We start from the raw sequence: 22,526 nt of genomic DNA on the forward strand, positions 1-22,526 counted from the left end.
TCCGCGGTGTTTCCTGCAACGGCAACGGTCCGATGCCCGGGCAGCCAGCGGGCCGGGAGGGCTTTTCCGGCAGAGAGCGCGTGTCAATCCGCGCCGATGATGCGGCCTTTACGGTCAGCGGCAGTGGGGGAATAATGTCGGGTTTTCACCCACCGCGAGGGAGTTGCGCCATGGCCAGTCCCGAGATCCGCACGACCGACGGTCGCTCCGACCCGCCAGGGAACGGTGCGCCCCGCGGCATGCCTGGGGGCGTCGCGCCCGGCGGTAACGATACCCCCGCCCGGGGGGATGGGGTGACTGCGGTCGACACCGATCCGTCGGAGACGCGGGAGTGGCTCGACTCGCTCCGCTACGTGATCTCCAGCCGGGGTGAGGATCGCGCCGCGTATCTGCTGCAGGCGATCGAGCAGGAAGCAGCCCGGCTCGGCGTGCCGCTGCCGTTCTCCGTCACCACCCCCTACATCAACACGATCCCCGTCGACCGCCAGCCCCCGTTCCCCGGCAACCGCGAGATCGAACGGCGGATCAAGAGCATCATCCGCTGGAACGCGATGGCGATGGTTGTCCGTGCCAACCGCGAAGACAAGAGCATCGGCGGCCACATCTCGACGTTCGCCTCCTCGGCGACCCTGGTCGAAGTCGCCCTCAACCATTTCATCCGTGGCCGTGGCGACGACTGCTCCGGTGACCAGGTCTATTTCCAGGGACATGCCTCCCCGGGGATCTATGCCCGGGCGTTCCTCGAGGGGCGGATCAGCGAGAAGCAGCTGGAGAACTTCCGTCGCGAGCTGGCCACCGGGGGCGGACTGTCGAGCTATCCGCACCCCTGGCTGATGCCCGGGTTCTGGGAGTTCCCCACCGTGTCGATGGGGCTCGGGCCGCTGATGGCGATCTACCAGGCGCGGTTCAACAAGTACCTCCAGGACCGTGGCATCAAGGACACCAGCCGGCAGCACGTGTGGTGCTTCATCGGCGACGGCGAGACCGACGAGCCGGAGACGCTCGGGGCGATCTCCCTGGCCGCCCGCGAGCGCCTCGACAACCTCGTGTTCGTCATCAACTGCAACCTCCAGCGCCTCGACGGGCCGGTCCGCGGCAACGGCAAGATCATCCAGGAACTGGAAGGGGTGTTCCGGGGTGCCGGCTGGAACGTCGTCAAGGTGATCTGGGGCGACGAGTGGGATCCGCTCCTCGAGCGCGACGACAAAGGGCTGCTCGTCCGGCGGATGAACGAGGTCGTCGACGGGCAGTTCCAGAAGTACGTCGTCATGCCCGGCAACTACATCCGCGAGCACTTCTTCGGAGTTGCGCCCGAGCTCGCCGAGATGGTCTCCCACCTCTCCGACGAGAAACTCAAGAAGCTGCGCCGCGGCGGCCACGATCCCGAGAAGGTCTATGCCGCCTACGCCGCGGCGATGCAGTGCCACGGCCGCCCGACCGTGATCCTCGCCAAGACGATCAAGGGCTACGGCCTCGGCGAGGTCGGCGAGGGGCGCAACGTCACCCACCAGCAGAAGAAGCTCAACGAGGAAGAGCTGCGCGCCTTCCGCTCGCGGTTCGGCATCCCGATCTCCGACGACGAGGTGGCCAAGGCCCCGTTCTACCGCCCGGCCGAGGATTCTCCGGAGATGCGCTACCTGCGCGAACGGCGTGAGGCGCTCGGCGGCTACGTCCCTTCCCGGCCGACCGACAGCCCGCGGCTGAAGACGCCGGCGCTGGCCGACTACCTCGGCTTCATCGAGAAGAGCGCCGGCCGCGAGGTCTCGACGACCACCGGCGCGGTGACGCTGATGGCGTCGCTCCTCAAGGACAAGTCGGTCGGCCGCCACATCGTGCCGATCGTCCCCGACGAGTCGCGGACGTTCGGGATGGACCCGCTGTTCAAGCAGTGCGGTATCTACGCCCACACCGGCCAGCTCTACGAGCCGGTCGACTCCGACCAGCTCCTCTACTACCGCGAGGCCAAGGACGGCCAGATCCTCGAGGAGGGGATCACCGAGGCGGGGAGCATGTCGAGCTTCATCGCCGCCGGGACGGCCTACGCCAGCCATGGCGTGCCCATGATCCCGATCTTCATCTACTACTCGATGTTCGGGTTCCAGCGGATCGGCGACCTGATCTGGGCCGCCTGCGATTGCCGGGCGCGCGGCTTCCTCCTCGGCGGCACCGCCGGGCGGACGACGCTCGCGGGCGAGGGGCTCCAGCACCAGGACGGCCACAGCCACCTGTTCGCGATGGCCTACCCCACCGTCCGCGCCTACGATCCGGCGTTTGTCTACGAGACGACGGTGATCATGCTCGACGGGATGCGGCGGATGTACGCCGAGAGCGAAGAGTGGATCTACTACATCACCGTCTACAACGAGAACTACGAGATGCCACCGATGCCCGCCGGCTGCGAGGCGGGGATCCTCGAGGGGGCGTACCGGCTCCGCGAGGTTCCGGCCAACGGCCCGGCGGTCGCGCCGCGTCTGCCGCCCGTGCAGCTGCTCGGATCGGGTGCGATCCTCCGCGAGGTGATCCGGGCCTCCGCGATCCTCGCCGAGCAGTACGGCATCGCCTCGACGGTGTGGAGCGTGACCAGCTGGAAGGAGCTCCGCCGCAACGCCCAGGAGTGCCGGCGCTGGAACATGCTCCACCCCGAGGCGGAGCCGCGGCGCAGCTACCTCGAGACCACGATCGGCGCGGCCGATGGCGTGTTCGTCGCCGCCAGCGATCACGTGCGCGCCGTCCCCGAGCAGCTCGATCCGTGGATCCCTGGCGGCCTGTTCGTCCTCGGCACCGACGGCTTCGGGCGCAGCGACACGCGCGGTCCGCTCCGCCGGCACTTCGAGGTCGACGCCGAATGCGTCGTGATCGCGACGCTGTCGCGGTTGGCGGCAGCGGGCGCGATCAACGCCGATGTCGTCGCCGCCGCGATCCGTCGGCTCGGCGTGAATCCCGACAAGATCGACGCCGCGCTGGCCTGACCCGTCCGCCGCCTCCGTCACCCCCGCTTCCCTCCCGTTCCCTTCCTCCGTCCGAAGCGACCAGCATGGCCACCGAATTCAAGCTGCCCGACCTGGGCGAGAACATCGCCTCCGGTGACGTCGTCACCGTGTTCGTCAAGCCCGGCGACGTCATCCGCCCGGGTCAGGCGATCCTCGAGGTGGAAACCGACAAGGCGGTGATCGAGGTGCCCTGCCCGCCGGGGGGCACCGTCGCCGAGGTCCTCGTCTCCAAGGGAGATACCGTCACGGTCGGCCAAGCGCTGATCACGCTCGGGGGCGCGGCCGGCGCCCCGTCTCCGGCGGCCACCGCGGCGCCAGCCCCGGCTCCCGCGGCCCCGGTTGCCACAGCCCCCGTGCCGGCCGCGCCGGCGCCGCGGCCGGCGGCTTCCGCGCCCCCCGCCGCGCCGGCTCCCGAGCCGGTCGCAAGCGCGCCGCCGAGCCGGCCCGCCGCCCCCGCCCCCGAGCCGCCTGCGACGATCGAACCGGCCGGCCCCGCGGTGCGGCGCCTGGCGCGCGAGCTGGGCGTCGAATTGGCGGCCGTGCGCGGCAGTGGTCCGGGAGGGAGAATCGTCCGCGAGGACGTCGTCGCCGCGGTCCGGCAGTCGGCCGGGCAGGCGCGCCCGGGCGGCACGCCGGCCGTGCGGTCCCGCGGGGCGGGGGGCGAGAGCGACGACTGGGGGCCGATCCGCCGCGAGCAATTGTCGCGGATGCGCAAGACGATCGCCGCCAACATGGTGCGCAGCGTCACCACGATCCCGCACCTCACCAATTTCGACGACGCCGACGTCACCGAGCTGGAGCGGCTCCGTAAGGCGAGCGCCGAGGAGCATGCCAAGGCCAACGTCAAGCTCACGGCGCTGAGCTTCGTGATCAAGGCGGTGAGCCTGTCGCTCCGGCTCCACCCCACGATCAACGCCACGATCGACACCGACAAGGGGGAGATCGTCTACAAGGACTACGTCAACATCGGCCTCGCAGTCGACACCCCGCGCGGGCTGGTCGTCCCCGTGCTCCGCGACTGCGACACGCTCTCGATTCCCGAGATCGCCCAGGCCGTGGCGGCGACGGCCGACAAGGCGAAGAACGCGCAGTACGGCCTCGAGGATCTCCGGGGCGGCACGTTCACGATCAGCAATCTCGGCGCGATCGGCGGCACCTACTCGACGCCGATCATCAACTGGCCCGAGGTGGCGATCTTGCTCGTCGGCCGGTCGCGGAAGATGCCGGTCGTCCACGAAGACCGGATCGAGCCGCGGTTGATGATGCCGCTGTCGCTGTCCTACGACCATCGCCTCGTCGACGGCGCCGCGGCGGCCCGCTTCCTCTCCGAGGTGATCGGCTACCTCGAGAGCCCCGGCCGGCTGCTGCTGGCCCGCTGACATCCCGCTTCAATCTGGAAACCCATCTCGTGACGACGATCGACGTGCCGGTGGACGCGGTGGACCTGGCCGGGAGCGCCAGCCCCGAGTTCGTCGAGGAAATGTTCACCGCCTGGCAGACCGACCCGGCGAGCGTGCCGGCCGACTGGCGCGGCTACTTCGACACGCTCTCCTGGGGGCCGGTCGCCGAGCGGGCCGCGCCGCACGCGGCCAGCCACAATCGCCATGCCGCGGAGCCGGTCGGGGAGGCGCACCTGACGTCGGAGCTGATGACCCCCGACGGGATCGCCACGGCGCGTGCCGTCGCGATCGCCTATGGCACGGTTCGCCTTCCCGACGCCCCCGCCGGCGAGGCCAAGCCGTTGCCCCTGCCGCCGGTCGCCACGGGGACCGCCGGCGAGGATCGGGTCGCGTTCCTCCAGGACCGCGTCGACCAGCTCGTCCGCGCCTTCCGCGTCCGCGGCCACCTGATGGCGGAGATCGATCCGCTCGGCCGTCCCCGCCCCGGGCTGCCCGAGCTCGAGGCGTCGTTCTACCACTTCACCGAGGACGACCTCGACCGGACCTTCTCGACCGACACGATCGAGGGTCCGCAGTCGATGACGCTGCGGCAGATCATCAAGCGGCTGCGCAACACCTACTGCCGCTCGATCGGTGTCCAATTCATGCACATGGACGACCTCCGCGTGCGGCAGTGGCTCCAGGTGCGGATGGAGGGCTGCGAGAACCGCATCCAGCTCGACCGCGAGCAGCAGCTGCGAATCTACCGGCAGATGACCACCGCGGCGGTGTTCGAGGAGTTCATCCAGAAGCGCTTCCTCGGGGCCAAGAGCTTCTCGCTCGAGGGCTCCGAGACGCTCGTGCCGCTGCTCGACATGGCGATCGAACGGGCGGCGTCGCACGAGATCGACGACGTCGTCCTGGCGATGGCACACCGCGGCCGGCTCAACGTCCTGGCCAACATCATGGGGAAGAGCGCGCAGCGGATCTTCCGCGAGTTCGCCGACCTTGATCCCGAGCTCCACGTCGGGCGCGGCGACGTCAAGTACCACCTCGGCCACTCGACCGACCGGACCGCCGCCAACGGCCACGACGTCCACCTCACGCTGTGCTTCAACCCCAGCCATCTCGAGTATGTCAACCCGGTGGCGATCGGACGGCTCCGCGCCCGGCAGGACCGGGCCGGCGACCCGTCGCGGCAGCACGGCATGACGATCCTGATCCACGGCGACGCGGCGTTCGCCGGCGAGGGGGTGATCCAGGAGACGCTCAACCTCAGCGAGCTCGACGCCTACCGCGTCGGTGGGGCGCTGCACGTCGTGGTCAACAACCAGATCGGCTTCACCACCGGGCCCGGCGAGGCACGGTCGTGCACCTACGCCACCGACGTGGCGAAGATGCTCCAGATCCCGATCTTCCACGTCAACGGCGAGGATCCCGAGGCGGTCGCCCAGGTGGTCGCCCTGGCGATGGACTTCCGTCGCGAGTTCCAGCGCGACGTGGTGATCGACATGTACTGCTTCCGGCGCCGCGGCCACAACGAGGCCGACGAGCCGGCGTTCACGCAGCCGGCCCTGTACCGGGTCATCGAGCGGCGCCCGAGCGTGCACCAGAGCTACCTCGAGAAGCTGCTGGCGCTGGGTGAGGTTTCCCGCGAGGAGGCCGACCGGATCGCCGATGAGCACCGTCGCCGCCTCGACGAAGAGCTGTCGGCCGCGAAGCGCGACGACTACACCCAGCCCAACGAGGCCGGCGGGCTGTGGGCGTTGTATGTCGGCGGCCGGGAACGGGATGCCGTCGAGGTCGACACCGCCGTGCCGCGCGACCGTCTGGTCGATCTCCTCGGGCGCCTGGTCGCCTTGCCGGAGGGGTTCCAGCCCCATCCGAAGATCACCAAGTTCCTCGAAGGTCGGCAGCAGATGGCGGCGGGCGCGCAGTCGCTCGACTGGTCGGCCGCCGAGGCCCTCGCCCTGGCCACCCTCGCCACCCAGGGGATGCGCGTCCGGCTGTCGGGGCAGGACAGCCAGCGTGGCACGTTCAGCCACCGCCATGCCGTGATCCACGACGTCGTCACCGACGAGACGTGGTGTTCGCTCGAGCACCTCGCCAGCGACCAGGCGCCGGTCGAGATCTACAACAGCCCGCTGTCGGAATCGGGCGTCCTCGGCTTCGAGTACGGCTACAGCCTCGACTGCCCCGACGGCCTGGTGATGTGGGAGGCGCAGTTCGGTGATTTCGTCAACGTCGCCCAGGTGGTCATCGACCAGTTCATCGTCAGCGCGGAAGACAAGTGGAACCGGCTCTCCGGGCTGGTGATGCTCCTCCCCCACGGCTTCGAGGGGCAGGGGCCCGAGCACTCCAGCGCCCGCCTCGAGCGCTTCCTGTCGCAGGCTGCCCGTGACAACATCCAGATCGTCCAGCCGACCACCCCGGCGCAGATGTTCCACTGCCTCCGCCGCCAGGTGCTGCGGATGTTCCGCAAGCCGCTGGTGGTGTTCACTCCCAAGAGCCTGCTGCGCCACCCGGAATGCCTCTCGACGCTCGACGCGTTGGCGGCGGGGGGCTTTCAGAAGGTGATCGGCGACGACTCGATCCCCGCCGCCAATGTCCGCCGGATCCTCCTCTGCAGCGGCAAGGTCGCCTACGAGCTCGAGAAGCGCCGCAAGGATCTCGGCCGCGGCGACGTCGCGATCGTGCGCGTCGAGCAGCTCTACCCGTTGCCGAAGGCCGAGCTGGAGCGCGTCCTCGGGGGCTACACCGCCGGCACGCAGGCGGTCTGGGTCCAGGACGAGCCGGAGAACATGGGCGCGTGGCGCTTCATGCGGATCCACTTCGGCGAGAAGCTCTGCGACCGGTTCCCGCTGGTCGGGGTCTGCCGGCAGGCGGCGGCCAGTCCGGCGACCGGTTCGAAGAAGAGCCACGACCTCGAGCAGGCGGAGCTCCTCACCGCCGCCTTCCAGGAGTGAGCCGCGGACGGTGCCGGTGCGGGCGGCCGCAGCGGGATCCGCCGGGGTTTCCAAGCCCGCCCGTCCGATGGTCAACTAGTCGCGGAGCCGGGCGGCCCCCCGAAGCCCTCCCCGAGCCGATTCCGTCTCCTCCCCACCCATGCCCCGCCCCGGCGGTGATTCACCCATGCCCATCGAGCTCAAGGTTCCCACGGTCGGCGAGTCAATCACCGAGGTCATGGTCGGCCAATGGAAGAAGCGCGAAGGGGACGTGGTCCGCACCGACGAGGCGCTCGTCGAGATCGAGAGTGACAAGGCGACGGTCGAACTGCCCGCTCCGGCCGACGGCACGATCGCCCGGATCCTCAAGGGAGCCGGTGAGAAGGCCGTCGTCGGCGAGGTGATCGGTTACCTCGAACAAGTCGGTGCCGCGCCCTCCGCACCGGCGTCCGCGGCAACGCCGCCCACGGCGGCGACGTTCGTCGAGGTGACGAGGAAAGCGGGGCGCACCGACATCGGCCCGGTCGGCCGTGTGCCGGCGCCCCCCGAGGCGGCGCCGCGCGTGATGCCCGCGGCACAGCGCGTGCTCGGTGAGGCCGGTCTGCCCGCCACGGCTGCCACCGGCACCGGCCCCGGCGGCCGCGTGACCCGCGCCGATGCCGTCGCTGCCGCTTCTGCACCCCGCGCGCCGGCGCCGGTCTCGCCTCCGGCCGCACGGCCTCCGGCGGCGGCCCCCCAGCCGCCCGCCCCGCGCGGAGCCCGCGAGGAGCGGCTCGTCCTCATCAGCCCGATCCGCCGGCGGATCGCCGAGCGGCTCGTCGAGGCCCAGCAGCAGGCGGCCCTGCTCACGACGTTCAACGAGGTCGACATGAGCGCGGTGATGGCACTCCGCGCGAAGTTCAAGGATTCGTTCCAGGAGCGCCACGGCGCGAAGCTCGGGTTCATGTCGTTCTTCGTCCGGGCCGTCGTCGAGGCGCTCCGCGTTGTGCCACAGGTCAACGCCGAGCTCCGTGATCCCCACGTCGTGTACCGCGACTACTGCGACATCGGCATCGCCGTCGGTGGCGGCAAGGGGCTGGTCGTGCCCGTGCTGCGGAATGCCGAGAGCCTGTCGTTCGCGCAGATCGAGGCGGGGATCGCCGACTTCGCCCGCCGCGCCGGCGAGAACAAGCTCAAGCTCGAGGAGTTGCAGGGGGGGACGTTCACGATCTCCAATGGCGGGGTCTACGGGTCCCTGCTCTCGACCCCGATCGTCAATCCGCCGCAGAGCGGGATCCTCGGGCTCCACGCCATCCAGGACCGTCCGGTGGCGGTCGCCGGGCAGGTGGTCATCCGTCCGATGATGTACATCGCGCTGACCTACGACCACCGCCTCGTCGACGGCCGCGAGGCGGTGACTTTCCTCCGTCGCGTCAAGGAGACCGTCGAGGATCCGGGGCGGCTGCTGCTCGAGGTCTGAGCACGGCACGGGATGACGCGAGCGGAGGAGCGAACGTGCGGCACGAGTTGGTGATCATCGGCGCCGGTCCCGGCGGCTATGTGGCGGCGATCCGGGCGGCGCAGCTGGGGATCGCGACGGCGATCGTCGAACGCGAGCCGCGCCTCGGGGGCACCTGCCTGCGGGTCGGTTGCATCCCCTCCAAAGCGCTCCTCGAATCGAGCCACCGCTACGAGGAGGCGGCCCACGGGCTCTCCGTCCACGGCGTGAAGGTCAGCGGTGTCGCGCTCGACTTGGCGACGATGCTCGCCCGCAAGGACGAGGTCGTCGCCACGCTCGCCAAAGGGGTCGAGGCCCTGCTCGCCAAGCACAAGGTCACGCGGCTCCGGGGCACCGGCCGGCTCGCCGGGCCAGGGCGGGTCGAGGTCACCGGCGACGACAACGTGAAGACGGTCATCGACGCCGACAAAATCCTCCTCGCGGTCGGCAGCCGCCCCGTGGTGCTGCCCGGCGTGGTCGTCGACGGCCAGCGCGTCGGCACGAGCACCGAGGCGCTCGCCTTCGACACGGTGCCCGCCCACCTCGTGGTGATCGGAGGCGGCTACATCGGCCTCGAACTGGGGAGCGTGTGGCGCCGTCTCGGGGCGAAGGTCACGGTGCTCGAATACGCCGACCGGATCCTCACCGGGATCGACGGCGAGATCGCCACCGAAGCCCTCGGCCTGTTCCGCCGCCAGGGGCTCGAGATCCGCCTCGGCGCCAAGGTCACCAGCGCCCGGGCGGTCGAAGGCGGCTGCCTGGTCGAATGCGAGGGGATGGAGCCGATCCGCTGCGACCGCGTCCTGGCCGCCACCGGCCGGCGTCCGGCGACCGACGACGTCGGGCTCGAGACGGTCGGAATCACGCCCGACCGGCGCGGGTTCATTCCCGTCGACGACCATTTCCGGACGTCGGCACCGGGCGTGTGGGCGATCGGCGACTGCATCCCGGGGCCGATGCTCGCCCACAAGGCGGAGGAAGACGGCGTCGCCTGCGTCGAGGGGATCCGCGGCGGCTGGGTCCACGTCGACTACGACCTCGTCCCCGCCGTCGTCTTCACCCATCCGGAGATCGCCGCGGTCGGCAAGACCGAGGAGCAACTCGTGGCCGCCGGCGCGCCGTACGTGAAGGGGGCGTTCCCGTTCCGGGCCAACGGCCGGGCGCGGACGATCAACGACACCACCGGGAAGGTCAAGCTCCTCGCCGACAAGGCGTCCGGCCGCGTGCTCGGCGTCCACGTCATCGGTCCGTCGGCCGGCGACATCGTCGGCGAGGCGGCGGCGGCGATGGCGTTCGGGGCGACCGCCGAGGACATCGCCCGCGTCTGCCACGCCCACCCCACGCTGCCGGAAGCGCTCAAGGAGGCGGCGCTGGCGGCGGAGGGGCGGGCGATCCACGCCTGACGCCTGCCGCCGTACGGTCGCTCATGCCGGCCAGGCCGTGCGGAGGAACCGCAGCCAGTTGCCGTGCATGACCTTCGCGACGTCGCCGGCGGGATAGCCCCGGGCCGCGAGCAGGTCGGCGACCCGCGCCAGGTCGGCGATCGTCGTCACGTCGGCCGGGCACTGCTCGCGGCCGTAGCCGCCGTCGAGGTCGGAGCCGATGCCGACGTGGTCGGCGTTGCCGGCGATCTGGCAGACGTGGTCGAGGTGGTCGATGAGCACCTCGAGGCGGCAGCCGGTCCCTTCCGGCGTCGACGTGCCCCGGATCCACCCCGGGACCATCATCCAGGCGTCGAGCGCCCCGCCGATCACGGCGCCGCGCTCCACCAGCGCGCGGATCATGTCGTCGGAGAACTGCCGGTTGTGGTCGACCAGCGCCCGGCAATTGTTGTGGCTCGCCCACACCGGCCCGTGGAAGTGATCGAGTGCCGCCCAGAAGGCGGCGTCGCAGAGGTGGGTGGCGTCGAGGATCATCCCCAGCCGGTCCATCTCGGCGAGCAACTCCCTGCCCGCGGCGGAGAGCTCGGCCGAGGCGTTGGTGCCGTGGGCGTAGCGGCCGGGGCCGTAATGGGCCGGACCGCAGGCGCGGAGACCGTAGGCATGCGCCCGTTCGAGCCACGCCGGCGTGATCAGCGAATCGGCCCCCTCGAGCGAGAGGATGCAGCCGATCGGCAACCGGGCGGTATCGGCACCGCGCGCCAGCGCGTCCTGCCAGCGGGCGATGTGGGCGTCGAGCTCACGGCGGCCGGTGATCATCGCGATCTCCCCCGCCTCCTCCATCACCAGGTACCAGTGGCGCTGGGCCTGCGTCTGGGCCCAGGCCTGCTCCGGCGAATGCCAGCCGGGGAGGGGATTGTCGGGGGCGACGGCGCGGGCGATCTGCGTCGCCACGACCAGGCCGATGCCGCCGCGCCGCAATTCGGGCAGCGCGACCACGGCGTTGCCCCGGTCGGGCTTGTCGGTGAGGCCGCGGGCGCGCTCCCGGGCATTGATCGCCGCCACCGGGAAACGCAGGTCGCGGTTCCACTCCATGGCGTTCATCGCCAGGTCGAGGTGGGCATCGACGACGAACATCGCGTCGCTCCTCGGGGGGATCGGCCGCCGGCCCCGTCGGCAGGCGGTCGACACAGTATGCGGTCGGCCGGCGGTGAACGCCGAGGGCTGTCGCCGATCGATCCCTACAGGACCCGGTCGAGGACGACCACGGTCGCCAGCGCGACTACCGAGACGATCGATTCCATCGCCGTCCAGCTCCGCGCCGTGTCGGCGAGGGAGGTGCCGAACGCGTCGCGGAACATCCAGAACGCCACGTCGTTGACGTGGGAGCAGAACAGCGTCCCCGCGCCGACGGCGAGGACCGCCAGGTCGGGATCGGTACCGGCGTCGGCCAGCAGCGGCGCGAGGATCCCGGCCGCCGTCAGCCCCGCCACCGTCGCCGAACCGATGCACACCCGCAGCACCGCCGTCACGCCCCAGGCGAGGAGGAGCGGATCGAGCGGCAGGCCGCGGAGCGCGTCGGCCAGCGCCGCGTCGACACGCGTGTCGACGAGCACCTGCCGGAACGCCCCCGACCCGGCGATCACCAGCAGCGTCGGTGCCACGTCGGCGATCGCCGTGCCGTAGATCCCCATCACGTCCGGGAGGCTCGTGCCCCGGGCGATGCCCAGGGTCACTGCGGCGATCGCCAGCGCCACCAGCATCACCAGATCGGGCGCCGAGGCGAGGGCCAAGAACCGGGCGACGATCGGGTCGGACGGCGGCCGCCAGGCCAGCAGCGAGGCGCCGCCGAGCAGGTAGACCGGCAGCAAGGCCGTGAGGAAGCTGACCACCGTCCCCGGCAGGGCGTCGTCGGTGGCGGGTGGGGCGGCCGACGTGTCGGGGGGAGCCGCACGCAGACCGCGCAGGCAGCGGACGAACAGCGGCCCGCCGACGACGATCGCCGGCAGCGAGACGATCGTGCCGAGGAGCAACGTCCGCCCCATGTCGGCCTTGAACAGCGGCACCAGCGCCGTCGGCGCCGGATGGGGCGGGAGGAGCCCGTGGGCCACGCTCATCGCCGCGCAGGCCGGCAGGGCGACGCCGATCAGCGGCAGCCGGCCGCGCGCCGCGACGGCGCGGATGATCGGGAGGAGGAGCATGAAGGCGACGCCGTAAAACAGCGGGATTCCGACGACGAACCCCGTCGCCGCCATCGCCCAGCCGACGCGGCCGGGGCCGGCGGCCGTGCATAGCACCCCCGCGATCCGCTGCGCGGCGCCGCTGGCGACGACGAGCCGGCCGAGCATCGCACCGGCGACGAGGGTCACGGCCAGTTGGCCGAACACCGCCCCCATCCCCTTCTGGAGCGTGCCGGCGATCGACGGTTCGGCGACGTCGGCTGGGTAGCCGAGGCCGATCAGGGCCCCGATCGAGACCACGAGGAAGGCGAGGAACGGCGGCACGCGCCATGCCGTGACCAGCGCCACCAAGGCGACGATCGCCGCGGCGACGGTGAGGAGCTGGGCCGGCATCGGCGGGCGGTCCTCACGCCAATTCGAACGCCGCCTCGATCTCGACCGGAATGTCGTCGGGGAGGCAGGCCATGCCGACGGCGCTGCGGACGCCGATCCCGTGATCCGGTCCCCACACCGCCGCGAACAGCTCGCTGCAGCCGTTGATCACCGCCGGGTGCCGGGTGAAGTCGGGCGTGGCGTTGACCATCCCCAGCACCTTCACCACCCGGCCGATGCGGTCGAGGCTGCCGAGGCCGGCGACGAGCGTGGCGAGGATCGCCAGGCCGACCTGCCGGGCCGCCTCTTTCCCGGCGACCTCGTCGAGGTCGCGGCCGACACGCCCGCGGAGGAGCGTGCCGTCGGGAAGGAGCGGGCCGTGGCCCGAGACGAGCACCGTCCGCTCGACGATCACCAGCGGCTTGTAGACCCCCTTGGGCTTGGGTGGCGGCGGGAGCACGAGCGAGAGTCGCGCGAAGGCCGCAGTCGCGCCGTTACCCGTTGCCATTTCCATCGCGTTGCTCCCGAAATCCCCGGCCCGGCCGACAGGGGCCACCAGGATACTCCGCCGCGTGGTCGCGCGCCGGCCCCGCCGCCTTGAATGGCAGCCGCGTGGCGGCGTAGGCTTCTTCTCGGCCGACCCCCTCGGGACCCGGCCGGGGAGGTGGCCATGCTGTCGGTTTCCACCGGCGTCGCGCGGGGCTCCTTGCATGGCCTGCCACGGCGCAGTTTCGTGCAGCTCGGCGTCGCCGGGATGGCGGCTGCCGGTCTGCCGCGGGTGCTCGAGGCACGGGCAGCGGGGCGCGCGGCCGGTCTCCCGGCCAAGGACACCGCCTGCATCCTGCTGTGGCTCGACGGCGGTCCGGGCCACCTCGATCTCTACGACCTCAAGCCCGCGGCACCGGCGGAGTACCGGGGGATCTGGCGGCCGATCCGCACGGTCGTCCCCGGGATCGAGATCACGGAGCTGTTTCCGCGCCAGGCGCGGGTCGCCGACCGGTTCTCGTTGATCCGGTCGCTCCACCACGACAACGGCGACCACTTCACTGCCGCCCACTACCTGCTCACCGGCCGCGGCGGTCCCAACGGCAGCAACACCGCCGGCCGCAATCCCTCGGTGGCGGCGATCGCCGCGCGGCAGTGCGGCCCGCGCCAGCCGGGGATCCCGGCCTACGTCGCGGTGCCCCATGCCTCGAGCGTCGGGCTCCGTCCCGGTTACTTCGGCGGCAGCTACCTGGGCGCCCAGTGGAACCCGTTCGAGACCGACGGCGATCCCAACGCCGCCGCCTTCCAGGTCCGCAACCTCGTGCCCCCCGAGAGCCTGTCGCTCGGCCGGCTCGGTGACCGTGCCGGCCTGCGCCACGCGCTCGACGGCCTGCGGCGGCGCTTCGACACCGGTGGCACGGGACTGGCGCTCGACCGCTTCCAGACGCAGGCCCTCGACCTCGTCTCGAGCCCGGCGGCGCGGCGCGCCTTCGACATCGGGCTGGAGCCCGCCGCCGTCCGCGACCGTTACGGGAGGACGAGCTTCGGGCAGAGCACGCTGCTCGCCCGCCGGCTGGTCGAGGCCGGCTGCACGTTCGTGACCGTCCACTCCGGCGGTTGGGACCACCACTGGGATCTCGAGGCGGGGATGAAGAGCCGGCTCCCCGAGGTCGATGCCGCGGTGGCGGCGTTGCTCGACGACCTCGCCGAGCGCGGCCAGCTCGAGCGCGTGATGGTCGTGCTGTGTGGCGAGTTCAGCCGGACGCCGAAGATGAACGACGGTGGCAACGGCGGCCCGCCCCTCTCCAAGGGCACGCCGGGGCGCGACCACTGGGGCCACGCGATGTTCGCGCTGGTCGCCGGCGGCGGCATCCAGGGGGGGCGCGTGGTGGGGAGCACCGACGCCCGCGGTGAACGCCCGCGCGAGCGGCCGGTGACGCCGTTCGACCTGCATGCCACGATCTACAAGGTGCTCGGGGCCGATCCCCAGGCGCACTTTCTCGATCACACCGGCCGACCGGTGCCCGCCATCGACGCCGGCGAGCCGATCTCCGAACTGTTCTGAGCGCGGTGCCCAACGCGGCGGGCGGACCGATCGCGTCGCGCGCCGTCGCCCCGCGATGCCCGGCGAGCGCCGTGGCGCGACGGTCCGAGGGCATGGCTGCTATGCTCGGGGGTTCGCCGGGCCGGTTTCCCGCCGCGAGCACCCATGAACTGGTACGCCGCCCTCCTCCTCCGCCGGAGTCCGTTCCTCGCCGTCGCTGTCGTCCTGGTCACCTGCCTGGCGGCGGCCGGTCTCGGCCGGCTCGACTTCGACGAGGACCCGCGGAACTTCATCCTCCGCGACGATGACGACCGGCGCGTCCTCGACCGGTTTTTCGCCGAGTTCGGCCCCGACGACACCGACGTCCTCGCCGCGGTCACCGGTCTCGACCCCGGCGACGTGCCCGCGATCGAGCGCGTCCTCCGCCTGATCGACGCGTTCCGGGCCGACGACGGGGTGCTGTTCGTCGCCAGCCCGTTCGACGCGCGCCGCGTCGGTCAGCCTCTGGTTCCGCTCTTTCCCCGGTCGCGCGACAACTTCACCCCGGAGCGGTTCCGCGCGGCGTTCGCCGCGGCCCGTGCCCACCCGGCCCTCGCCGGCCAGCTGATCTCCCCCGACGGCTCGACGCTGTTCATCCTCGTCCGCCTCCGCGACGCCCCCGGGGGCATCGGGCCGCTGGCGGACCAGGTCGATCGGCTCCGCGGTCTCGTCGCCACGGAACTGGCGGGCAGCCCGGTCAGCGTCACGCTCGCCGGCCATCCGCCGCTGCGCGTCGACGTCGTCCGTGCCGTGCAGTCGGAGTTCTACCGGATCCTCACCCTGTCGGCGGCGGCCACCATCGTCGTCGCGGCGATCGCGTTCCGCGACTGGCGGGCGGTGATCATGGCGCTGGCCGGGCCGGCGGTGGGCCTCGTGTGGACACTCGGCTGGATGGGGTGGACCGGCCAGCGGATCAACGGCCTCAACACGATCCTCCCCAGCCTGATCTTCGTCCTCGGCTTCAGCGACTCGGCCCATCTGATCGTCGCCTACTCCAACGCCCGCCGCGCCGGGCTGAACACGGCCGCGGCGCTCACGCGGACGCTCGTCACGGTCGGCCAGGCGTGCGTGCTGATGGTGGCGACGACCGCCGTCGGCTTCGGGGCACTGGGTGTGGCGGAGATCGCCAGCGTCCGGCAGTTCGGGATCGCCGGGGGAACCGGCACCGTCCTGGCGCTGGCGGCGGTGCTCACCGTGATGCCGCTGCTGGCGCTGGCCGGGACCGGGGCCCGCGCCGCGGGCACCACCGACGCCCCCCCGGGCGAAGACGTCGCCGCCGCCGACGCCGCAGGTGAGGGGACGGGCTCGGGCTGGCTCGGCCGGCTGGCGCTTGTGTGCCTCGCCCGCCCGCGGGCGTCGCTCGCCGTGGCGCTGGTGGCGCTGGTCGTCTGCGCCGCCGCGAGCCTCCGGCTCGCCAGCGACATCCGCTGGCTGGAGATGCTCCCCGCCGGCGATCCGACCGTCGCGGTGACGCGGTTGTGCGACGAGACACTCGGCGGATCGCTGCTGGTGTCGGCGACCGTCGCGTGGCCCGAGGGGACGGAGATCGGCTCCCCGGAGGTGCTCGCGGTGATCCGTGCCGTCGAGGACGAACTGGCGCGGACGCCCGACCTTCACGGCGTCTTCTCGCCGTGCACGCTCCTCACCGGCTTCGCCCGCGACGGCGTGATCGACGGCGACGCCGTCCGCCAGCTCGACCGGATGCCGGAGCGGCACCTCCACCGCTTCCTCCGCCCCGACCTCCGCCGCGGCGTGGTCACGGCCCACGTTCCCGACGTCGGTGCCGCGCGCCTGCTGCCGCAGTTCGAGGATCTGTCGCGGCGCCTGGCCGCGGTCGCGACCGCCCACCCCGGATTCGAAGTCGGCCTCACCGGGTCGGCCGTCACCGCCGCCCGCAACGTCTACCAGATCATCGAGGACACGCGCGCCAGCCTGTTCACCTCGGCCGGGATCATCCTCGCGATGACCGTCGTCGCCTTCCGTAGCGTCCGCTACGGGATGTTATGCATCCTCCCCAATCTCCTGCCGATGCTGGCGACCAGCGCCGTCTTGGTGGCGTTCGGCGAGCCACTGCGGCTGGCCAGCGCCGTCACGTTCAGCATCGCGCTGGGGCTCGCCGACGACAGCGCGATCCACTTCATGGCGGCGTTCCTCGCCGGCCGCCGCGCCGGCCTGTCGCGCCGGGCCGCGGTGGAGCGCGTCCTCCACACGAGCGGCCGGGCGATGGTGATCGCCGCGGCCACGCTGGCGGCGGGGATGGCGCCGCTGCTGTTCTGCCGGCTGCCGCCGCTGCGCGTGTTCGCGGGGTTGTCGATCTTCGCGATCACCGCGGCGCTGGTCGCCGACTTCCTCGTGCTGCCGAGCATCCTCGTGCTGTTTTCGGGGCCGGCCCCGGGCGACGGCGCAGCGAATGCCGGCGGGCCGGCCGACGCCTGATGCCGGGTCGCCGGGCGCCGCTGCCGCGGGCGGTCAGCGCTCCGCGCGAAACGGCTGGACCGGTTGCCGCTCGTGTCCCGGTGTGCCGCCGGCGTTCATCGCGAGGTTGCCGCCGTCGAGCGGGATCACGGCGCCGGTGATCCAGGCCGAGGCATCGGAGGCGAGCAGGACTGCGATCCCCATGATGTCGCGGGGCTGGCCGAGGCGGCCGGCGGGAATGCCGTGGAGGAACCGCCCCTCGAGGCCGGGGTCGGCGGTCATCCGCGCCCCGAGGCTCGGGTTGACGACCTGCGCCGGGGCGACGCAATTGACGCGCACCCCGCGGTGCGACCATTCCGTGCTCAGCTCGCGGGTCATCTGCACCACCGCCCCCATCGCCATCGAGTAGGCGGCGTGACCGCGCCCCAGCGCCGTCGACGAGGCGAGCGAGCCGATGTTCATGATCGAGCCCTGGCCACGGGCGAGCATCCGCCGCCCCGCCTCCTGGCACATCGCGAACCGGCCGACGACGAGATTCTCGAGCACCCGCCGCAGGTCGGCGATCGCCAGGTCTTCAGGGGAGGCGAGGTGGCCGTCGCCGGCGATGTTGCCGAGGAAATCGACGCGCCCGAACACCTCGTCCACGCGGGTGAACAGTCCGGCGATCGCCGTCGGATCGGCGACGTCGGTCGCCAGCGCCAGCGTCCGTCGGCCGAGCCGGCCGATCTCGGCAGCCGTCGTCTCGGCGCCCGGGAGGTTGCGGTCGACGAGGACGACGTCGGCGCCGTGGGCGGCCAGCGCCAGCGCGGTCGCCCGGCCGAGTCCCTGCGCCGCCCCGGAGACGACCGCCACCCGGCCGGAGAGATCGAACAGGCCGTCAGTCACGCGGTTCCTCCTCGTGATCGCTGGCAGGGGTCGGTTCGAGTCGCGTCAGCGCGGCGAGGAGCGCACCGCCGACGAGCAGCGCCGCGACGGCGGGGATGCCGAAGGTGCCGAGGATCGTCGCCCCGAAGAACCCGCCGATGTTGGCGACCGAGTTGATCAGCGCGATCCCGCCGGCGGCCGCGGCTCCGGAGAGGAACGTGCCGGGGATCGTCCAGAACACCGGCAGCATGCTCATCATCCCCGCCTGGGCCAGGCACAGGCCGACCAGCGCGAGTGCCGGTGTCGGCGCCACGGCGGCGAGCGCCCAGCCGGCGGCTCCCACGAGGGCCGCGCCGGCGAGGTGGAAACGCCGTTCGCCGGAGCGGTCGGAGCTGATCCCGACCAGCGACATCGCGACCACGGCGCAGAGGTGCGGCAGCGCCGTCAGCAGGCCGATCGTGAGGTTCGATGCGCCGGCGTGACGCTCCTTGACGAGGGTCGGGAAATAGGCGCCGCCGGCGTTGGTGCCGACGGCGACGGTGAAATACAGCGCGATCAGCCACCACACCCGCGGCTGGAGCATCGCCTCCCAGTGGCCGGCGCCATGGCGGCGGCGCCGGGCGGCGTCCTCGCGCGCCAGGCAGCCGAGCAGACAGTCGCGCTGCTCGGCAGGGAGCCAGCGGGCCGTGTTCGGCCCGTCGTCGAGCCACCACAGCACCGCCACGCCGACCAGCGCCGTCGGCAGCCCCTCGAGGAGGAACAGCCACTGCCAGCCGTGGAGCCCGGCGACGCCGTCGAAGGTGTCCATGATCCAGCCCGAGAGCGGATTGCCGACGACGTTCGAGAGGCCGATCGCGAGCATGAAGAACGCCGTCATCTTCGCCCGCTGCCGGTCGGGGAACCAGTCGCCGAGGTAGAGGATGATCCCGGGAAAGAACCCCGCCTCGGCGATCCCGAGGAGGATCCGCAGCGCGTAGAAGGTGGTCGTGTCGCGGGCCAGCATCGTGGCCGCCGAGACCAGCCCCCAGCTGATCATGATCCGGGCGATCCAGCGCCTGGCACCGTAGCGGCGGAGGAGGAAATTGCTCGGCACCTCGAACAGCAGGTAGCCGACGTAGAACATCCCGTAGCCGAGGTCGAACGCCTCCTTCGACAGCCCGAGGTCGTCCTGCATCGCCAGCCGCGCGAAGCCGACGTTGGCCCGGTCGAGGATGTTGAGCACGTACAACAGGCAGACGAAGGGCACGATCCGCCAGGCGACGGTGCGGAACGTGGCGCGCTCGAGGTCAGCGGCCATCCCGACCCCCGCTCGTCTGGCCGGCCGGCGCGTCGAAGAGCACGATCGCCCGCCCCGGTCCTGCATGGCAATCGCGGATCTTGACGGCGGCGAACAGGAAGTAGGCGCCGCGCGGCGGCACCGCCGCGACGTTGGCGAGAAACTCGACGCCCGCCATCCCCCGGCTGCCGAGGGCCCAGTAGACGTGGGCGGCGCGCTTCGGCTCGACGCCGCCGAGGTCCGGGGCATCGGTGGCGACACAGCGGATCCCCTTCGCGGCCAGGTACTCGATCGCCGCCGGCCCAGGGGCGGGCCAGCCCTCGGCCTTGCCGGCGAGCGCCGCCGCCCACATGCCGGGGTCGGTCCGCGACGCCGCGAGGTGACCGTCGACATGGTCGGTGCGGAAGATGACGATCTCTCCCGGTCGCAGGCCGCCGTGCGCCGCCTCGAAGGCCTCGATCGTGGCGACGGTGATCTCCGGCGAACGCGGCCAGCTCGCGGCGTCGGTCGAACCCGCGAGCGCCCGCACGTCGATCACGCGGGCCTCGCCGCAGGTCTGGTCGATCGGCACCTGCTCGGTGGTCTGCGAGCTGGTGCCGCGCGGGCCGTAACGGCGCTCGTAGTCCTCGAGCCAGCCGCGGACCTCGGGCGCCAGAGCGACCGCCGCACCGGCGGGGGGCAGTGCGTAGGCCGGCGGCACGAGGTGGGTGCCGGCGGCGGCGTCCATGAGGTGGCCGTGGTGCCACATGTCGAGATAGTCGGAATAGAGGAAGTCGACGCGCAGGTAGGGCTGGCGGTGGTTGCCGGTGCCGAGTCCCGGCGACGTGACCGGGCAGTCGGCGGAGAGCGTCGGCGACAGGTCGATCGCACGCCCGTTGCGGCAGGCGTCGATCAGCCGGCGCGGCAGATCGCCGCCGACGATCGAAAACGCGCGCCCTTCGCCATACGGGCCGCCCTGGTGCTTGGGGCCGAGGAAGCAATAGAAGGCGCCGACGGCGGGCAGCTCCCCGAGATTCGTCGCCCCCTCGGTCCAGATCATCCCGTACTTCAGCCCGGCGTAATGCGTCGGCTCGGCGAGGTCGGGGAGCGGCCCCATGCTCGCGCTGTCGGTGCCGGCTGCGAGGACACCGCGCTTGCCGAGCAGGTCCATGCAGTCAGGATCGGGGTCGGGGTAGCCGGGCGCCTTGCGATCGAGGACGTCGGCGATGAACCGCCGCCCTTCCGGCAGCGGCCGGTAGTAACGGTCGGAATAGTCGCTGCGAAACAGCACGACGTCGCCGCGCCCCACCGGGCGGTGCTCGCGCTCGAAGCGCTCGACCCGGTCGGGGGTCACCAGGGGGCTCGTGCCCGGCGGGGCCTTGTCGAGCAGGTCGCGCACGTCGACCACGCAGGCCTCGCCGCCGAACTGCCACGCCTCGATCCGGTCGGTGGTCGCCAGACCGAGCGGGCCCGATTTCTCACGCCCGAGCTCCGGCCGCGCGACCGAGTGCGGGGGCACGTCGAGCTGCGTGCCGGTGTTGCCGTCGATCAGCAGCGTGTCGACGTTGTAGGCCGACTCGGGGCCGATCGTGCGCTGGTGAACCAGCGCGAACCGCGGGAACGGATGGCTCGGCCAGGTGCAGGGGTATTCGGGGGCGATCAGCAGCGAGTGATCGACGAAGCGCGTCGGCCCGTCGGCCGCCGGCGTGCCGACCACGCGCAGGCTGGCAGCGGCGATCACCAGCGCCGCGACCGAGGAGAACCGCAGTCGTCCGTGCATGACCTTTCCTCCGGGCTTACGGGGCGGGGGCATTCTCGCAGGCGATGTCGAGGAGGCCCAGCAGGGTCTCCTCCTCGGGGGATTCCCGGAGCGGCGCGACGAACCGCTCCGCCAAGAGGGCCCGCAACCGCGGCGTCCGGCGGACGAGGCCACCGGAGACCACGACCTCCCGCCAGGCGACCGGACCGAAGCGCGCGGCGACGCATGCGTAGGCGTCGGCCATCGCCCGGTAGGCGGCGAGAAACAGTGACCCGACCGTGAGGTTCCCGGTCGTGATCCCGCGCACCGACCCGTGCGTGCCGAGCGGCCCCGGGAAAAACGCCAAATCGACGTCGAGGTCGGTGTCGGCGACCGCCGCGACGCGCCGTTGGATCGACTCCCACGGGGCCGTCAGCGAAACTCCCTCGGCAGCGGCAACGTCGACGAGCAGGTCGACGAGCAGCTCGAGCGACCGCCCCGCCGGGAGGTGCGTGACGGTGTCGAGAAACATGCCGCCGAACGCCCGGCGGGTCTGGTAGGGGCCGGGCGCGAACGCCCGCGCGAGGCGACTGACCTGTGATCCGGTCGAGATGTTGAGCGACAGCTCGTCGGGGGCGAGCCCCGCGCCGCGCAGGGCACACGGTTGATCGCCATACGGCCCATGGACCTCCAGCCGCCGCCCGGCGACGACGGTCGTTCCCACCGGCGCTTCGCTCGTCGCCAGCGCCGGGAGGTGCAGCGACTCCAGGCCGATCCGCCCAAGTGCCGCGTGGTGCCAGCCGCCCCGCTCGAGGTCGAGCAGGCCGATCGCCGCGGTGGCATGCATCGGCACCCCTTCCCCGACCAAGCCCGCGGCGACCGCCTCCCCGATCCCGGCCAGCGTCGCTCCGTCGGTAAGGTGACCGTGGGTGGCGAGCCATGCCGCCAGGCTCGTCGCCGACCCCGCTTGTAATTCACTGCCGAGGGTCAGCAGATCGCCGTGGCGCTCCCAGGCGGCGCGGACGAGGGCGAGCGTCGAACCCGCTTCCCCGGCGGCCGAGCGCTCGTCGCGCCACGACAGGTAATTCGTACGCGGCCGACCATGCCCGTCGAGGAGCAGCAGCCCTCCCATCTGGCTCGACAGGTAGACCGCACCGACACCCGGGTGGGCGGCGACCAGCTCGGTCAGAACGTCGGCGACCGTATCGCTGACCGCGTGGGGCTCGATCTCGACATGGCCTGCCGGCAGCCCGGCGAGCGGTGCCGGAAAGCGACGCGCGACGGGCGTGCCGAGGCAGCGCGAGTCGACATGGAGCACCGCTCCTTTGATCGACGTCGAGCCGATGTCGATGCCGATCGCGTCCATCGCTCGGGTTCCTGTCGCGGCGCTCGCGTCGGGATCGGTCAGGGAAGCGCCACGCCGCACGGGGCATGGCCGATCGCGTTGTCCCTTGGCCACGGGTC

At 72.0% G+C, this 22,526-nt stretch carries 14 protein-coding genes; 7 read left to right on the forward strand and 7 right to left on the reverse strand.

Annotated elements, in window-relative coordinates; genetic code table 11:
- The first annotated feature begins 239 nt into the window (after positions 1-239).
- The 5 genes from aceE to lpdA all read left to right on the forward strand — a co-directional run bounded on the left by aceE (position 240) and on the right by lpdA (position 10,194).
- Entirely contained in the window at positions 240-2,969 is a 2,730-nt protein-coding gene (gene aceE / locus FJ309_03335; GenBank protein MBM3953648.1) for a pyruvate dehydrogenase (acetyl-transferring), homodimeric type, read from the forward strand.
- Positions 2,970-3,034: 65 nt separating this feature from the next.
- A complete protein-coding gene (locus tag FJ309_03340; GenBank protein ID MBM3953649.1) occupies positions 3,035-4,369 on the forward strand; it encodes a pyruvate dehydrogenase in 1,335 nt (444 codons plus the stop codon).
- Between the two features lie 101 nt (positions 4,370-4,470).
- Positions 4,471-7,335 (forward strand): 2-oxoglutarate dehydrogenase E1 component, encoded by a 2,865-nt coding sequence (locus FJ309_03345; GenBank protein MBM3953650.1) that lies wholly within the window; start codon positions 4,471-4,473, stop codon positions 7,333-7,335.
- A 166-nt stretch (positions 7,336-7,501) separates the two neighbouring features.
- Positions 7,502-8,773 carry a 2-oxoglutarate dehydrogenase complex dihydrolipoyllysine-residue succinyltransferase gene (gene odhB, locus FJ309_03350; protein ID MBM3953651.1) on the forward strand — a complete coding sequence of 424 codons (1,272 nt, stop codon included), beginning with the start codon at positions 7,502-7,504 and terminating at the stop codon, positions 8,771-8,773.
- 35 nt (positions 8,774-8,808) lie between these two features.
- Positions 8,809-10,194, forward strand: coding sequence for a dihydrolipoyl dehydrogenase (gene lpdA, locus FJ309_03355; GenBank protein ID MBM3953652.1), 1,386 nt, complete (start codon positions 8,809-8,811; stop codon positions 10,192-10,194).
- A 21-nt stretch (positions 10,195-10,215) separates the two neighbouring features.
- Here the strand turns inward: lpdA and FJ309_03360 are convergent, their stop codons facing one another.
- The 3 genes from FJ309_03360 to FJ309_03370 form a co-directional block, all read right to left on the reverse strand.
- Positions 10,216-11,307 (reverse strand): peptidase M19, encoded by a 1,092-nt coding sequence (locus FJ309_03360; GenBank protein MBM3953653.1) that lies wholly within the window; start codon positions 11,305-11,307, stop codon positions 10,216-10,218.
- 104 nt (positions 11,308-11,411) lie between these two features.
- Positions 11,412-12,743, reverse strand: a complete 1,332-nt coding sequence (locus FJ309_03365) for a gluconate transporter (GenBank protein ID MBM3953654.1) — start codon at positions 12,741-12,743, stop codon at positions 11,412-11,414.
- 13 nt (positions 12,744-12,756) lie between these two features.
- The gene (locus FJ309_03370; protein ID MBM3953655.1) at positions 12,757-13,434 is read right to left on the reverse strand and encodes a RidA family protein; all 678 of its coding nucleotides are present in this window, start codon (positions 13,432-13,434) and stop codon (positions 12,757-12,759) included.
- Between FJ309_03370 and FJ309_03375 the strand changes: the two genes are divergently transcribed.
- Together FJ309_03375 and FJ309_03380 are read left to right on the forward strand one after the other, a co-directional pair.
- Entirely contained in the window at positions 13,393-14,772 is a 1,380-nt protein-coding gene (locus tag FJ309_03375) for a DUF1501 domain-containing protein (protein MBM3953656.1), read from the forward strand. The genes FJ309_03370 and FJ309_03375 overlap by 42 nt on opposite strands.
- A 144-nt stretch (positions 14,773-14,916) precedes the next feature.
- A complete protein-coding gene (locus FJ309_03380; GenBank protein MBM3953657.1) occupies positions 14,917-17,226 on the forward strand; it encodes a hypothetical protein in 2,310 nt (769 codons plus the stop codon).
- A gap of 33 nt (positions 17,227-17,259) precedes the next feature.
- Here FJ309_03380 and FJ309_03385 read toward each other — a convergent pair whose 3' ends face one another.
- The 4 genes from FJ309_03385 to FJ309_03400 are packed head-to-tail and all read right to left on the reverse strand — an operon-like array spanning position 17,260 to position 22,428.
- Positions 17,260-18,090: an SDR family oxidoreductase gene (locus FJ309_03385; GenBank protein ID MBM3953658.1), complete on the reverse strand. Its 831-nt coding sequence runs from the start codon at positions 18,088-18,090 to the stop codon at positions 17,260-17,262.
- Complete coding sequence (locus FJ309_03390) at positions 18,083-19,366, reverse strand: MFS transporter (GenBank protein MBM3953659.1); 1,284 nt, start codon at positions 19,364-19,366, stop codon at positions 18,083-18,085. The genes FJ309_03385 and FJ309_03390 overlap by 8 nt, the downstream gene beginning before the upstream one ends.
- Entirely contained in the window at positions 19,356-21,137 is a 1,782-nt protein-coding gene (locus FJ309_03395; protein MBM3953660.1) for a hypothetical protein, read from the reverse strand. The genes FJ309_03390 and FJ309_03395 overlap by 11 nt, the downstream gene beginning before the upstream one ends.
- Positions 21,121-22,428, reverse strand: a complete 1,308-nt coding sequence (locus tag FJ309_03400) for a hypothetical protein (protein MBM3953661.1) — start codon at positions 22,426-22,428, stop codon at positions 21,121-21,123. The genes FJ309_03395 and FJ309_03400 overlap by 17 nt, the downstream gene beginning before the upstream one ends.
- Positions 22,429-22,526: the final 98 nt, after the last annotated feature.

It is taken from the genome of Planctomycetota bacterium, from assembly GCA_016872555.1.
Lineage (GTDB): Bacteria > Planctomycetota > Planctomycetia > Pirellulales > UBA1268 > F1-20-MAGs016.